This window comes from Rhodococcus sp. G6(2025) (assembly GCF_058628105.1).
Genome location: NZ_CP179750.1, coordinates 4,975,597 through 4,990,428, shown reverse-complemented (window position 1 = coordinate 4,990,428; position 14,832 = coordinate 4,975,597). Strand labels below are relative to the sequence as shown.

The window sequence follows — 14,832 nt, the reverse complement described above, 5'->3', positions numbered from 1 at the left end:
CGTTCTGCTCATTGGCTTCCCGACCTACAGTCAGGATCTGCCACCGCGCCAGCTCGCGCCCCTGCACTCCTCGAGTGCGCATCGCCCTCCGCTGGAGCCTCTATCGATCGGGTGCTGCAGTCAGCGGAGAAATTCTGCTGATTCGTCGTCTCGGAGAAGCTGTGCGAGAACGTCGAATTCGTTGAACAGGTTCCACTCTTCGATGATGCGACCGTCGGCGATGTACAACTGGGTAATCCCCCAGAGGTGAGCTCGACGTCCTGTCGGTGTTCCGTAGAACCCGTAACCGCGGTGCGTTCCGGTGCCGGTCCACCGCACACAGACTCGGTAGCCGTCGCGGTCGTTTCCCATCCAGTACACCTCGTCGACGGCTACCCCGAGGTCGGGGAACGTCGAGAGCAGCCCGCGGGCGAAGGCGCGGACGTCGTTTCGGCCGCGTCCTTCCCGGTTTGTTGTGCCGTGGAAGAGGACGGTGGGGGAGTATGCCTTGTTGATGGCGCTGAAGTCGCGCCGGTTGAACACGTCGTGGAACAGTGCGCGCACCATGTGCTCGACATCGAAGCCGGTGCGGGTGCTGGCCTGCGGGTAGGGCAGTGGTTTGCGGCCCCCTGCCAGCCGGGCGACCTCGGTGTAGGGTGTGTCTCCCAATGATTTGTGGTGTTGTGCTGCAGACTCTTCGGTGTGGCAGACGTTGTTGATCGGTTTGAGGTGTTGACGGACAAGCAGTGGGAGTTGCTCGAGCTGCTGTTGCCCAGTTCCGACGGGCTCCGGGGGCGGAAGTTCCGGAACAATCGTGTGGTGGTCGAGGGGATGCTGTATCGACTGCGGACCGGGTTGCCCTGGCGAGATCTCCCGTCGCATTTCGGGCCGTGGAAGACGGTGTGGAAGCGACATCGCCGCTACGCCGGAGACGGAACCTGGGATCGGGTGCTGACGGCTCTGGTCGCGATGGCCGACGCCGGCGGGAACCTGGACTGGGCGGTATCGGTCGATTCCACAGTGGTCCGTGTCCATCAGCACGGTGCGAACGCCGCCCGCCACACAGGGGGATCTACCGAATTACACGAACCTCGGTGACGAGCCTGCCGATCACGGCATCGGCCGGTCGAGGGGCGGGTTGACCAGCAAGGCGCACCTGGCGTGCGACGGTCACGGGCGCCCACTGTCGGTGCTGGTCGGCCCCGGCCAAGCCGGTGACAGTCCGATGTTCGCCCACGTACTGGAGGGAATCTGCGTCCCGCGGCTCGCCGGCGGAGCGCACCGCACGCGCCCCGACGAGGTCCGGGCCGACAAGGCGTACTCATCACGGGCCAACCGGGAACTGCTGCGCAGCAGAGGCATCAAGGCGGTAATCCCCGAGAAGACCGATCAGGCAGCGAACCGGGTGAACAAGGGCCGCTCGGGTGGGCGGCCACCGAACTTCGACCCGGAGTCCTACAAGGGGCGCAACGTGGTCGAACGGGCCTTCAACAAGGCGAAACAGTGGCGTGCGGTGGCCACCCGCTACGACAAACTCGCCCTCACCTACCGCGCCGGATTCCTGCTCGCCGGCATCGTCGAGTGGCTCAAACTATTAGGAGACATGTCCTAGTCGCGTTCAGTCAACGGCGCGGTGCCTCCGTTGTTGCCGTAGGCCCGCGCGGCGTCTACGACGTCGATGCCGAGCTGTTTGAGCTTGGCGCCCATGTTGTAGAGAACCCATTCCTCGACGATCTCGTTCTCGCGCACGAGACAGTTCGCGATAACCCAGGTTTCGAGTTTGCGGCCGGTCGCCGGCCCCCATTGCCACGGTCCGGTGTGGTGGCCGATGTTGATCGCCCGGTGGGAGGTGACGAATCCCTGCTCGTCGTCGCCGGCCCAGATCACGTCGTCGGAGTACACGCGCAGATCGGGGAAGGCGTTGATCGATTGGATAGTGCCTTCCACCATGTGTTCGACACCGAAAGCGAATCCGCTGTCGTTCGAGACCCGGCATCCGGGGGCGTAGGTGTCGTAGATGTAGCCCACGTCCTGGTCCTCCCAGATGCGATGGGTGATACGGACGATGTAGTCGACGATGTCGGTGTACTGGTCTTCGAAGCCGCGCATCGAGTGTCGACGGTCTCCGGTGGGATAACCGGGCATGTCCGCGCCGTTGGCGGGTCGGACGGCGATGTCGAAGTTCGGCGGCATGATGCGAGTCGAACCGGATTTCGCCGTCGTCGGAGCGGCATTGCCGTTGGTAGCCGTTGCAGCGATGGCGGACGACTGGTCGTCAGTCTTGGGCATGGTGAGTGTCCTTCGAGATTATGGTGATGAGCGCGCGCTGCGAGCGCGCGCTGGTCGGGATCTACGAGACGCGGTTTCGGTCGCATCGTGCAGGGTCACCGGACGAAAGCCGATCTGGGGCGGCGCCGTCGGCGGTTGGTTGGTTGCTCAACCGAGCAGTCGTGCCCCGGTGACCGGGTGAAAAAGGTGCGTTTCGGCCACGTTGCGGAGACCGACCCGTACCGTCTGACCGAGACGGGGCGGCGTGCGGCCGTCCACGCGCACGTTGACCCGATGTGCCCCGGATGTGCTCAGAACGGTGCCGTAGATGTAGGCGTCGGCGCCGAGTTCTTCGACCAGTTCGACAGCGAGGTCGAATCCGTCGTCGGCTGGCCCGACCAATTGCAGTGCTTCCGGCCGAATTCCGAAGGTGACGTCATCCAGACCGGAGACGGCGGACCGGGGAACGGGAACGATGAGTTCGCCGAACTCGACGCCCACCGCGGACACCGGCACCGTTGTCAGGTTCATTCCGGGCGAGCCGATGAAGGCCGCGACGAAGGCGTTGGCCGGCCGTTCGTAGAGTTCGCGCGGGGTGGCAGCCTGTTGCAGGATGCCGTCCTTGAGTACCGCCACCCTGTGCCCCATCGTCATCGCCTCGACCTGATCGTGGGTGACGTACACGGTGGTGGTGGCCAGCCGTTGCTGCAGAGCCGCGATGTTGGCGCGGGTCTCGACACGGAGTTTGGCGTCGAGGTTGGACAGCGGCTCGTCCATCAGGAATACCGATGGATCGCGGACGATCGCGCGTCCCATTGCCACTCGCTGCCGCTGGCCACCTGACAATGCCTTGGGCTTGCGATCGAGGAATGGGGTCAGGTCGAGCAGGCGGGCCGCCTCGGCCACCTTCTGTTTGACGACCGTTTTGTCTTCACCGCGGAGTTTGAGCGCGAAGCCCATGTTGTCGCCGACGGACATGTGGGGGTACAGCGCGTAGGACTGGAACACCATCGCGATGTCGCGGTCCTTCGGTGCCACGGCGGTCACCTCGCGTCCGCCGATGGAGATTCCTCCCTCGTCGATATCCTCTAGTCCGGCCAGCATGCGAAGGGCGGTGGTCTTGCCCGAACCGGAGGGGCCGACCAGGACGAGGAATTCGCCGTCTTGGATCTCGAGGTCGAGCTGGTCGACCGCGGCGATGTCGGTGCCGGGGTAGCGGCGGGTGGCGCTGTCGTAGCTGACGGTGGCCATGTTATGCCCTTCCTGAAGGGGTCTGCGGTGGGTCGACGGAGCGGTTTCGGGTGGTGCCGCGGGCGGTGTCGAGGACCACACGGTGGTCGGCGATGCTTGCGAAGGCGCGCGCCGGGGCGTTGCTGCCGAGCGCGGGCGGGAACTGTGCGGTGGTGAGACGGCTTGTGCTGGTCGTGTGATGGGGTTCGCCACTCATTCCGCGCGTCGAGAGGAGGGTACGAGGGGTGCACCTCTTCGTGTCGGTGGTCATCGGTCGAGTTCCCGAATCTCGTCTGCGGTCTCGGCGAGCTTGCCGGGGACGTCTGCGCCGTTCGCCATTTCGTTGACGGTGACGGCGAGGATGTCCATGATGCGTGGCCAGTCGAGATTCATCGGTATCGCCCGCGCCGATTGCAGAGTGTTGTACTGAATCTGGGGAAGCCCTTGGTTGGCTGCGTTGACCTGCGGTTCGAGCATGTTCGAGTTGTGGACCGTGATACCGGTGGTGGTCGCCGGATCGGTCTTGTCGAGGGCGATCTCACGTTCGGTATCGGCGTGGGTGATCCATTTGACGTATTCCCATGCCGCGCCTTGGTGCTGGGAGGTGTTGAGGACCCCGGTGAGCCAGGTGTAGGCATAGCTCGCCGGGTCCTGGCCCGGGAAACCAGGTAGCGACGCGACTCCGACGTTGCCGCCGAGTTCGGGGGCAGCCTTGCCGGGATTGGTGAAGTCTTCGAGGTGCCAAGACCATGTCAGCACGGTCGCGGCGTTCCCCTTCAGGAAATTGGTCGTGGACTCGAGCTCACCCCAGTTGGTGGACTCCGGCGGTGTGTATCCCTGGCGCATCGTCTCCAGATACTTCTGCGTGGCGGCGACGGCTGCGGGACTGGTGAACGCAGGGGCTCCGCTGTCGTCGAACAGTTCGGCTCCGTTGCTCCACAGCATCGTCAGCCAGGTATAGAGGTCTTGGCCGTTGTTGCGGCTGAACTGGCCGGCGAGCGGATTCTTGTCGGTGCGGTTCTTGATCAGCTCCAACTGCTGGTAGTACTCGTCCCAGGTGGTGGGCGGCTCCAGGCCGAGTTGGGCGTAGATGTCCTTGCGGTAGAAGAGGTTGTAGGAGAATCCGCGAAAGGGCAGACCGTAGGTGGCCGTCGGGTCGCCCGCGCTGGCCGCTTCGCGGAAGGGTCCGGAGTAGTCGTCGAGGGTGATGCCGTCATTCTTCATGACCTCATCGAGGGGCTGGACGCCGATCTTCAGCGAGGGCCCCCAAGCGTCGGGCCAAATCAGAACGTCGTAGGTGCCGCCGCCGATAGCACTTTCGGCGACGATCTTCTGCAGGAACGCGGCGTAGGGGATGTTGGACCATTCGACGGTGATGCCGGTGCGTTCGGTAAATTGCTTCGTCCGCTCGTTCAATGCGGCGAACTGCGGCACCGCGGTGCAGCAGGTGAGGAAGCGGATGTGGGTTCCCTCGTAGGGTTTGCCTTCGAGGAGACCGAGTTCGTCGACCGGCCCGGATTTGACCTGGGATGCGAAGTCCTTGGTGATGGGACCGGATCCGCAGGCAGACGCGAGTAGTGCGAGTACGAGGGCGATTGCGGCCGGAACGAGGCTCCGGAGGCGAGGAGTCTTTCGGGTCATTTGACCGCTCCTAGTGTCATGCCCTGTGCGAAGTGCTTGCGGACAAGGGTGGCGAGGATGATCATCGGAACCATCACGAGCAGACCGGCCGCCGCCATCTGACCCCACTCGACGCCGTCGGGTTGATCGAGCGTCATCAGAGAGACGGGCAGGGTGATGGCGTTGGCCCTGGCAAGGAAGGTCGGGAAGAGGAATTCGTTCCAGGACAGGAGGAAGGCGAAAACCACCGAGACGAAGATCCCAGGGGCGGCGAGCGGGGTGATGACGCGCCACAGCAGCATCAGCTGCCCACATCCGTCCAGTCTTGCGGCCTCCTCGACCTCGATGGGCAGTCCGTCGACGAACCCCTTGAGCAACCAGGTGTTGTAGGGAACGACGATCGCGAGATTGGTGACGATCAGGGCGAGGTGGGTGTCCAGCAGGCCGAGATCGCGGAACATCGTGAGGAAGGGGAGGGCGATCGCGACACCCGGAATGAATTGGGTGGCCACGATTCCCAGAAGAACGGACTTCGCACCGGGAAACCGGTACCGGGAAAACGCATAGGCGGCCAGCAGGGCCAGCGGTACCGAGATGACGGTGGTGATCACCGCGATGATGATGCTGTTGAACATCGGGTGCACCAGATCGTTGGCACCACCGATGATTCCGCGAAAATTGTCCAGTGAGGGGCGGAAGAGGATCGAGGTGGTGAATACCTCCCTCTCCGGCTTGAACGCGGTCAGCGCCAACCACAGGATCGGGAACAGCACGAAGAACAGGATGACGAGCGTGGCGAGTAGCCGGGCGACCCCGAGCGCGGTCTGCTTACCGGTCTTGCGGGGCCTGCGCCGCTTGAGTACGGCGGGGCGTGTCCGCGCGCCTTCGCGGTCGAGTGTGTCGGTCATTTCGACTCCTGCCTTCCCATGAGCCAGAGGTACCCGGCGGCGAGGGCCCCGAGGATCACGACGAGGATCCAGACGGTTGATCGTCATTCACGCGCCGACGGGGTTCGGCAAGAGCACCCTGGCCGTGCAGTGGCGCGACGGGCTGGTGGCGGAGGGGGTCACGGTGGCATGGCTGACCGTTGATCACGACGACAACAATGTGGTGTGGTTTCTCGGTCACGTGATCGAGGCGATTCGGGTCGTGCAACCGAGTTTGGCCGCGGAGCTGGGACAGGTGCTCGAGGAACACGGGGATGAGGCCGAGCAGTATGTCCTCGTGTCGTTGATCGACGAGATTCACGAGAGGGGGGAGCGCGTGGCCCTCGTGATCGACGACTGGGACCGGGTCGACGACGCAGGCACGATCGCCGCCCTGGAATTTCTTCTCGATCACGGCTGCCATCACCTCCAGCTGGTGGTGACGAGCAGGAATCAGTCCAATCTGGCGTTGAGCAGGATGCGGGTACGCGACGAGCTGGTCGAGATCGATCCCTCGGCGCTGCGGTTCACCCCTGCGGAGGCGCAGTCGTTGCTCATCGAATTGGGCGGCATCGAGCTCGGGACCGACGATGTAGTGCGGCTGACCACGACGACAGACGGTTGGGCCGCCGCTCTTCAGTTGGCGGCGTTGTCGCTACGGGGCACGACGGATTCGTCCGCACTGATCGGGCAGCTGACGGGTCGCCATCACGCAATCGGCGAGTACCTGGCCGAGAACGTCCTCGACCGACTGGAACCGCAGATGCTCGACTTTCTCCTCGTCACCTCGGTCCCCGAACGTATCTGCGGCGGATTGGCATCGGCTCTCGCCCAGGTAGCTCACGGACAGGCCATGCTGGAGGAAGTCGAGCGTCTCGATCTGTTCTTGCACGGCGTCGATGAGGGCAAACGGTGGTTCCAGTACCAAACGATGTTCGCCGACTACCTTCGGCGACGGTTGGAGCGTGAGCACCCGGACCGGATTGCTCAGCTCCATAGAACTGCATCCGAGTGGTTTGCCGATCACCGATTGCTCAGTCAAGCCGTCGACCATGCGCTGGCCGCGGGAGACGGCAATCGGGCCGTGGTGTTGGTCGAGGAAGCCGGTACGAATCTTCTAGAACATTCACAGATGTCGACGCTGCTAGGTCTCGTTGCGAAACTCCCGCCGCAGGTCGCCGCCTCGAGACCCCTGTTGCAGATCCTCGTCGCCTCCGCAAACAATCTCCTGCGACGATCCGGGGCCGCGGCAGGTGCGCTGCAACTGGCGGAGTCCGCACTCGACGGCGGTTCTGCGAGCGACTCCGACACTGCAGAACTTCGCGTGATGGCCTCCGTGATTCGGGGCGTGGTGGAAGTCTTCGCCGACCGAATCGACGGTGTGGACGATCTGATCGCGGCGAGTTTGGCGCAACCGGAATCACTGCCACCGTGGGTCGTGTCGACCGCCGCGGACGTCGCATCCTGGGTTGCGCTGTACAGGTTCGACTTCGATGGCGCTCGGCGGTGGCAGGACTGGGCCATCGAGTACCACCTCCGCACGACCGGTCCATTCAGTGCGATGTACGGATATTGCTTCGCCGGCATCGCAGCGCACGAGCAGCTCGACATCGACAGGGCCGAAGAGAGCTTCCGGCAAGCTCTGCACGGAGCGAGAGACCCGGCCGGTACACAGTCCCCTGCATCTCGGCTCGCGGGCGGACTCCTGGGTGACCTGCTGTACGAGCGTGGTGACATCGACGAGGCCGAACATCTACTGGACGAGTGTTACATGCTCGGGGCCGAAGGAGGAGTAGTCGATATCACTCTGGCCGCATACGTCACCGGCTCTCGGATCAAGGCCTTGCGGGGCGATCTCGGCCTCGCGAGCCGTCGCCTGGACGAAGGAGAGAGAATCTCCGAAGCGCACTCGTTGCCGCGGTTGAGAGCGGCGATCACTGCCGAGAGAGTCCGGTGGGGACTCGCCACGCTGTCGCACACGAATCAACCTCGCGGCGGCGCGGTGCAGACGAACGGGATCCTGCAGATCGCTGCAGAATATGAGGAGACATCGCGGCTGCGCGCGCTCATGGCCAGTGGGTCGGGCTCCGATTCGACACTCGCCTCCGCAGGAGCGCGAGCCATGGTCACGAAGTTCACCGAACAGGGCAGACCTCGATCTCAATTGCAGGCCAATCTCCTTTTAAGCGCAGCACTCTCGGCGGAAGGCCGAATCGAAGAAGCGAAGCAAGTCCTCGCCGATGCCGCCGTGAAATGCTCCGAATTAGGCCTGATCCGCTTCCTCGTCGATGGAGGACCTCGGGTTGTCTCCATCCTCACCGCCGTACGGGCCGACCGAGCGCAGGGCGTGGGAAATTCCGAATGGTCGAATGTCTCGACCGCGTTTCTGACCGATGCGATCACCGCCGCTGAGTCAAACGGTGTGCCACCCCTTTAGCTATCGCTTAAAAGGGGGTTCCCCCTGAGTGAGGACGTCGTGAACACCGGGGCGTGAGGGTCCCGGAGGAAGAGATGTCACTGATGGCGATGAAGGTGTACTCGGCGGAGTTCAAGGCCGAGGCCGTCGCGCTGTATCTGTCCTATCCGAGCACACCTTCGAGGGCATCGGCAACGACCTGGGCGTCAGTCGCGAGACCCTGCGCAACCGGGTACGGGCCGAACGCAAACGCACCGGCGCCTCCACGGCCGAGCTCCGGGCCAGCGGGGCGGCGCGGCTGGCGTCCCGGCCAGGCGAGGTACCGTCCGAGTCCGTGTTGGAGGACGAGAACAGGCAGCTCAAGACCCAGATCCGGAAGCTCGAGGCCGAGCGGGAGATCCTGCGCAAGGCCGCGCAATATTTCGCGGGCGAGACGTGCGCCACGAGGCGCTGGGTTGGTCGAGAGGTGGTGAAAGACCGCCTCCCTCGGGTCGTCGCAGTGGCCTGAGTGAAGCTGGGGCAGCCCTTGCCGGGGAACGATGGTCAAGGGTGGCAAGCGGCCCCGACGAAGGCGAGTCGCGCCGGAACTACCAGACGGTGCGGGCTCGCTGAGCAAGGTCAGAAGGTACAGCGCGAGCGAACCAGTGGTAGACGCTCCATAAACGGGAAGCCGGCTCAAACCTGGTGGATATCGGGCCGGTATGCAGCGCACCGAACCTGGGCCGTTCGACCCGGGTTTCGACTCCGAAGCCGTGTGTCTCGAGCGGTGAGGAGGCCGCGCCGAATGTCTGCGGCGTAGGCGCGGCGATGCTGCCGGAGTACAGCTGGGTGCTCCCTGACCGATCGATCACCTGGTGAACGTGGGAACCGCCTTAGTGGAAGGACTGGAAGGTCAGGAGGGAAGGTCGCCGGTGAACACCGACGAACCCGAGCACGTAGCGGGATTGAGAGAACTAGCGCGATTTCAGCCTGGCCGGTTCGTTTCCGGCATCGGATCGGCTTCGAGGCCAGACCTTGACAAGGGTTATGAGCACACTCATAATTGAGTTTACTCGGCTAGGGTGCGGAGTGAAGCTCACGAGATGGACATGGCCAGTGCTCATCGTTCACGGTGACCGTGAACCGATGGTGCCGGTCGCGAATGCCACCGAGGTGGCGCGCCGTCTGCCGGGCGCACAAATGGTTGTACCCAGATTCCGGTCATTGGGGTCGACTTTCCAAACTCACCGCGAGTTCGGCGCCGCCGAAAGGGACTTCCTCTGCCGTGAGCAGCGTGCCCTGCGTCAGCCCGGGTCCATCACCGAAGAAGGAGTATCACGCTATGAGAGCGTTCGTCGTCGACAAGTACAAGGGTCCACTGCAGGAGCGGGACGTGCCCGAGCCCGTAGTCGGGGAGGGTGATGTGCTCGTCCAAGTGCAGGCCGCCGGACTCAATCAACTCGACGAAAAGATCCGGGCGGGCGAATTCAAGCAGATCCTGCCGTACACGCTGCCGCTGATCCTCGGCAACGACGTGGCCGGCACCGTCATCCGGGTCGGCGCGCGGGTACGGGGATTCAAGGCCGGTGACGAGGTATTTGCCCGGCCGGACAAGGACCGCATCGGCACGTTCGCCGAACGTATTGCCGTCGCCGAGACCGATCTGGCGTTGAAACCGGCATCGATCAGCATGGAGGAGGCGGGTTCGCTTCCCTTGGTGGCGTTGACCGCGTGGCAGGCACTCGTCGAGCGCGGCAACGTACAGCCCGGGCAGAAGGTCCTTATCCACGCCGGTGCAGGGGGAGTCGGGTCGATCGCGATCCAGCTCGCCAAGCACCTGGGTGCGATTGTCGCGACCACGGCCAGCGCCACCAACGCCGACTTTGTCCGCGAACTCGGTGCCGACACCGTCGTCGACTACCGCAGCGAAGACTTCGAGCAGGTCCTGGGTGGCTACGACCTGGTTCTGGACAGCCTGGGCGGGAAGAATCTCGAGAAGTCGCTGCGTGTGTTGAAGCCGGGTGGCACGGCGGTCGGGATCGCCGGACCCCCGGACCCGGCCTTTGCTCGTGAGGCCGGGCTGAACCCGATACTGCGCCTGGCGACCATCGCCCTCAGCAACCGCATTCGCCGCCAAGCGCGAAAGCTGGGTGTGAACTACCAGTTCCTCTTCATGCGCGCCGACGGCGATCAGCTACGCCGCATCGCGCACCTGGTCGACACCGGGGCGCTACGTCCAGTCGTCGGACGTGTCTTCCCATTCGATCAGACCATCGAGGCTCTTGGGCGGCTCGAGCCAGGCGGCATCCGCGGCAAATCCGTGATCAGCAACACCTGACCGTACGCACCGACCGGACCAACCATCCCGTCTTTACGCCAATCTCACAGCACGAATAGCACCACCTCACAACACGAACGGCAGTCGACAGCGCAAGGGAACATCATGAACACCAGCAACCACACACCCGAGAACATCACCACCACGTACAGAGACGCTCCGGCACGCACCGTCACCGCGGGCGGAGTCACCTACGCGTATCGTGAGCTGGGACCGAAAGGCGGAATCCCCGTCGTCTTCTTCGTCCACCTCGCCGCGACCCTGGACAACTGGGACCCCCGCATCATCGATCCCATAGCCAAGAATCACCATGTCATCGCTTTCGACAACCGTGGCGTCGGTGCCTCCACCGGCACCGTTCCCGACAGCATCGAGGCGATGGCCGACGATGCCGTGACGTTCATCAACGCCCTCGGCTTCGACAAGGTCGATATTTTCTCGTTCTCTCTCGGCGGCATGATCGCCCAGGACCTCGTCGTCAAACACCCTGAACTGGTGCGCAAGCTGATTCTTGCCGGCACCGGCCCTGCCGGTGGGAGGAACATCGACAAGGTCGCAGGCACCACCTATTACGACACGCTGCGGGCGACCCTGACTCGGTCGGACCCGAAGGAGTTCCTGTTCTTCAACCGCAACGCCACCGGCAAACGTGCCGCGAAAGCGTTCGTGAAGCGCCTCGAAGAGCGCACTGCCGACCGCGACGCATCCATCAAAGTGAAAGCATTTCAGACACAGCTGAAAGCGATCAAGAAGTGGGGCCGGGCAACGCCGGTCGATCTGTCCACGATCACTCAGCCCACCCTGATCGCCAACGGCGATAACGACCGAATGGTGCCCTCGGTACTCTCCGGCGACCTCCACCACCGAATCAAGGGCTCCGAGCTCATCATCTACCCCGACTCGGGTCACGGCGGCATCTTCCAGAACCACGACAAGTTCGTCCCCGCAGTGCTCGAGTTCCTCGCCCACTGACCGGGCACGTGCATCGTGTTCGTGCGCACGAGACACTACGAAGCAGCGCGGTTGGCCATACATCGCGAAACGAGCGGAGCAGTTGGTCGTCGCCGATGTAGTCAATGTGTAGGTAGGCCAGGTTCAGCGTGGCGAGCTCACCGACCAGGTGCCATGACTGAGCCCGCACGTCCACGCCGCCGAGTGTGAACGGCTGCCAGAGTGGGGAACTGGTCACATGAGGGTTGATCGTTTACGTCGATCGGTCAAGGAAGGTCGCCGCAGACTGGAGTCGAGCATGCTAGGCCATCCACGTCGACGAGGGATGGTGCGCGAGGGCGATGCATCTCCAGACCCGGGTGACTATACTCAGAACCGAGCGTAGTCAAGAATCTAAATCCGAAGGATTCCCCGTCATGTCAGTCACACCCCGGTCGGTCGGTCGTCGCGAGCGGAACAAGCAGCAAAAGCTCGACCGCATCACCGCGGCCGCTCGCGAGCTCTTCACCGAGCACGGGGTCGACGAGGTCACCACTCAGCAGATCGCGGACAAAGCCGACATCGGTACCGGGACGCTGTTCCTCTATGCGAAGACCAAGAGTGAGCTTCTTCTGCTCGTGCAGAACTCCAGTTATGCCGACGCGCTCACCAGAGGCAGGGTGGCCGCTGAGAGCACGACCGACGTGCTCGAGGCGGTGATCGCGATCGTCCGTCCGGTCGTGGAATGTAACCGAACCCAGATCGACAACGGGCGAACCTATTTGCGGGAAATCGTGTTCGGTGACCCTGAGGAACCCCATCATCGTGACGCGCTTGACCTGACCGTGCAGACCGAGGAAGCGATCGCTGCCGTATTGAACCGCGACGAGAGTGTCAGCGCACGCGATGCAGCCACGTTGGCACACATCGTATCCGCGATCATGCTCCTCAGCATGGCGGCCACGACCAACATCGCCAGCACCGTCGACGACATAGTGCAGGACATCGAACACCAGGTTCGTGTCCTCCTCCAGCACTGAAACCTCGTACAGAATTGAATACCTCCGTAACCGCCTTGCACGTTCCGGGGTTACGGTGCTTGGCGCTGGACTCGAGGAATCCGCTGTGTCCTTCGGCGCCCATGGGCAGGGCCGGGGTGCCTTCGAAGCAGAAGTACGCCACGGCGTCGGAATCGGCGAGTTGGTAGGCGATCTCACGGGTCTTCAAGAGAACGTTGAGGGGGACGACGACGGCGCCCGCCTTGAGAGCCCCGTAGTACATGATGGGAAACCACGGGATGTTGGGGCTGCTGAGGGCAATCTTGTCGCCGGGCTGGATGCCTCGTTCGACCAGTAGGGACTGCCCCGGCTCTGGTTGACACCTGACCTGTGAGGGATCCGCCCTCACGGTGGAAGGATGATCGACATGCCAAAGCCGTACCCGGAGGAGTTCCGCCGCGACGTCGTCGCCGTGGCCCGCAAACGCGAAGCCCCGCTGGAGCAGATCGCGAAAGATTTCGGGATCTCCGAGACTTGCCTGAAGAACTGGCTGCGCAAGGCCGACATCGAGGACGGCACCCGACCGGGCCTCACACGAGACGAATCCGACGAGCTCCGCGAGGCCCGCAAACGTATCCGGCTGCTCGAACAGGAAGCGGAGGTGATGCGCCGGGCGGTGGCCTACCTATCGAGGGACGTCAACCCGTTACCCTTTTCGTAGTCGGAAACAACCCGCTTCCGACCACTGAACTGGACACCTCGGCATGACTACGTCAACCTGTCGCACAATGATCAATTTTGTGATGTCACCGAGGTGGACAGGCGATGAGTGATCGCTGATAGGGGCCGGACCCGCACATACAGGCCGTCGTAACGTGGATGCCGAGACTCACTCGCCACACCCAGCAGTGCACAACATCTCTTTCTCACGAGAGGATGCGATGACCGTCCCGACACACGAACAAATCGAAGTCTTCCTCGGCGTCGACGTAGGCAAGGGACAACACCACGCCGTCGCCGTATCCCGCACCGGCACCATTCTGTTCGACCGGACACTACCCAACGACGAAACCCGCCTCCGCGAACTCATCGGCACACTCACCCACCACGGCCCGACAATCCTCGTCGTCGATCAACCAGCCACCATCGGCGCACTCGCCGTCGCAGTCGCCCAAGACATGGGTATCGCCGTCGGCTACCTCCCAGGACTGGCGATGCGACGCATCGCCGACCTCTACCCCGGCGAAGCGAAGACCGACAAGAAAGACGCCGCGATCATCGCCGACGCGGCACGCACACTCCCACACGCGATCCGACACCTGCAGACGACGGACACACAGGTCGCCGAACTGTCGATCCTCAGCGGATTCGACGACGACCTCGCCATGCAGATCACGGCCACCAGCAACCGACTGCACGGCTTGCTCACCCAGATCCATCCCGCACTCGAACGCGCCATCGGCCGGCACATCGCCCACCCCGCCATCCTCGACCTGCTCGAGCACTACCCGACCCCAGCTCAGATCCGCCGGCTCGGATACGCCCGCCTCGCGACACGGCTGAGCAAAAACGCCCCACGCATGGGAGCAAGACTGGCCGGCGACATCACCACTGCACTCTCCGAACAGAACGTGGTCGTCATCGGAACCAGTGCTGCCGAGACCGTCATTCCTAAACTTGCAGAGCAACTTTCATCACTGCAGCGGCAACGATCAGATGTCGCGGCCAAAGTCGAAGCGCTGGTCGAAGCGCACCCTCTTTACCCGGTCCTGACCTCGATGCCCGGAGTCGGGATCAGGACCACCGCCCGCATCATCACCGAAACCTCCGGCAAGCACTTCGCCACCGCCGGCCACCTCGCCGCCTACGCCGGCCTCGCACCGGTCACCCGCCGATCCGGGTCCTCGATCCGCGGTGAGCACCGATCGCGACGCGGCAACAAGAAACTCAAACGCGTGCTCTATCTGTCCGCGTTCGCAGCCCTGCAAGACCCCGACTCACGCGACTACTACGACCGCAACCGAGCCCAGGGCAAAAGCTACAACCAAGCCCTCGTCGCACTCGCACGTCGTCGCTGCGACGTCCTCTTCGCAATGCTCCGCGACGGCACCACCTACCAAGCCCACCCGCGACCCTCAGCTGCTTGAC

At 63.5% G+C, this 14,832-nt stretch carries 11 protein-coding genes and 3 pseudogenes; 8 read left to right on the top strand and 6 right to left on the bottom strand.

Annotation, left to right across the window (positions count from 1 at the left end):
• Positions 1-120: 120 nt before the first annotated feature.
• Positions 121-648, bottom strand: a complete 528-nt coding sequence (locus ACLIVD_RS22860; protein WP_491930720.1) for an ester cyclase — start codon at positions 646-648, stop codon at positions 121-123.
• 33 nt (positions 649-681) lie between these two features.
• Between ACLIVD_RS22860 and ACLIVD_RS22855 the strand changes: the two genes are divergently transcribed.
• Positions 682-1,591, top strand: a protein-coding gene (locus tag ACLIVD_RS22855; RefSeq protein ID WP_491930719.1) for an IS5 family transposase whose coding sequence is annotated in 2 segments (ribosomal slippage) — positions 682-1,038 and positions 1,040-1,591 — 909 coding nt in all. Because the reading frame shifts where the segments join, the coding sequence is not laid out codon by codon here.
• Here the strand turns inward: ACLIVD_RS22855 and ACLIVD_RS22850 are convergent.
• The 4 genes from ACLIVD_RS22850 to ACLIVD_RS22835 form a co-directional block, all read right to left on the bottom strand.
• Entirely contained in the window at positions 1,588-2,268 is a 681-nt protein-coding gene (locus ACLIVD_RS22850) for an ester cyclase (protein ID WP_491930718.1), read from the bottom strand. The two genes, ACLIVD_RS22855 and ACLIVD_RS22850, sit on opposite strands and share 4 nt — an antisense overlap.
• A gap of 147 nt (positions 2,269-2,415) precedes the next feature.
• A complete protein-coding gene (locus tag ACLIVD_RS22845) occupies positions 2,416-3,498 on the bottom strand; it encodes an ABC transporter ATP-binding protein (protein WP_005256922.1) in 1,083 nt (360 codons plus the stop codon).
• A 246-nt stretch (positions 3,499-3,744) separates the two neighbouring features.
• Complete coding sequence (locus tag ACLIVD_RS22840) at positions 3,745-5,118, bottom strand: ABC transporter substrate-binding protein (RefSeq protein WP_283335110.1); 1,374 nt, start codon at positions 5,116-5,118, stop codon at positions 3,745-3,747.
• Complete coding sequence (locus tag ACLIVD_RS22835; protein WP_283335109.1) at positions 5,115-6,005, bottom strand: carbohydrate ABC transporter permease; 891 nt, start codon at positions 6,003-6,005, stop codon at positions 5,115-5,117. Before ACLIVD_RS22835 ends, ACLIVD_RS22840 begins: the two co-directional genes overlap by 4 nt.
• Before the next feature lie 76 nt (positions 6,006-6,081).
• Here ACLIVD_RS22835 and ACLIVD_RS22830 point away from each other — a divergent pair, with 76 nt between their 5' ends.
• The 5 genes and pseudogenes from ACLIVD_RS22830 (at position 6,082) to ACLIVD_RS22810 (ending at position 12,726) form a co-directional block, all read left to right on the top strand.
• Complete coding sequence (locus ACLIVD_RS22830; protein WP_283351836.1) at positions 6,082-8,460, top strand: winged helix-turn-helix domain-containing protein; 2,379 nt, start codon at positions 6,082-6,084, stop codon at positions 8,458-8,460.
• An 83-nt stretch (positions 8,461-8,543) separates the two neighbouring features.
• A pseudogene (locus ACLIVD_RS22825) lies at positions 8,544-8,869 on the top strand (transposase); the annotation flags it as partial.
• An 891-nt stretch (positions 8,870-9,760) separates the two neighbouring features.
• The gene (locus ACLIVD_RS22820) at positions 9,761-10,756 is read left to right on the top strand and encodes an NADP-dependent oxidoreductase (protein WP_283335107.1); all 996 of its coding nucleotides are present in this window, start codon (positions 9,761-9,763) and stop codon (positions 10,754-10,756) included.
• Between the two features lie 105 nt (positions 10,757-10,861).
• On the top strand, positions 10,862-11,728 hold the full coding sequence (locus tag ACLIVD_RS22815; protein WP_283335106.1) for an alpha/beta fold hydrolase: 867 nt from the start codon (positions 10,862-10,864) through the stop codon (positions 11,726-11,728).
• Positions 11,729-12,123: 395 nt separating this feature from the next.
• The gene (locus ACLIVD_RS22810) at positions 12,124-12,726 is read left to right on the top strand and encodes a TetR/AcrR family transcriptional regulator (RefSeq protein ID WP_283335185.1); all 603 of its coding nucleotides are present in this window, start codon (positions 12,124-12,126) and stop codon (positions 12,724-12,726) included.
• Between the two features lie 67 nt (positions 12,727-12,793).
• On the opposite strand, the pseudogene ACLIVD_RS22805 reads toward ACLIVD_RS22810, so the two are convergent.
• Positions 12,794-13,045, bottom strand: a pseudogene (locus tag ACLIVD_RS22805) (AMP-binding protein); the annotation flags it as partial.
• A gap of 66 nt (positions 13,046-13,111) precedes the next feature.
• Between ACLIVD_RS22805 and ACLIVD_RS22800 the strand changes: the two are divergent.
• Both ACLIVD_RS22800 and ACLIVD_RS22795 read left to right on the top strand, forming a co-directional pair.
• Positions 13,112-13,390 (top strand): annotated as a pseudogene (locus ACLIVD_RS22800) (transposase); the annotation flags it as partial.
• Positions 13,391-13,625: 235 nt separating this feature from the next.
• Positions 13,626-14,831, top strand: a complete 1,206-nt coding sequence (locus tag ACLIVD_RS22795; RefSeq protein ID WP_283335105.1) for an IS110 family RNA-guided transposase — start codon at positions 13,626-13,628, stop codon at positions 14,829-14,831.
• Position 14,832: the final 1 nt, after the last annotated feature.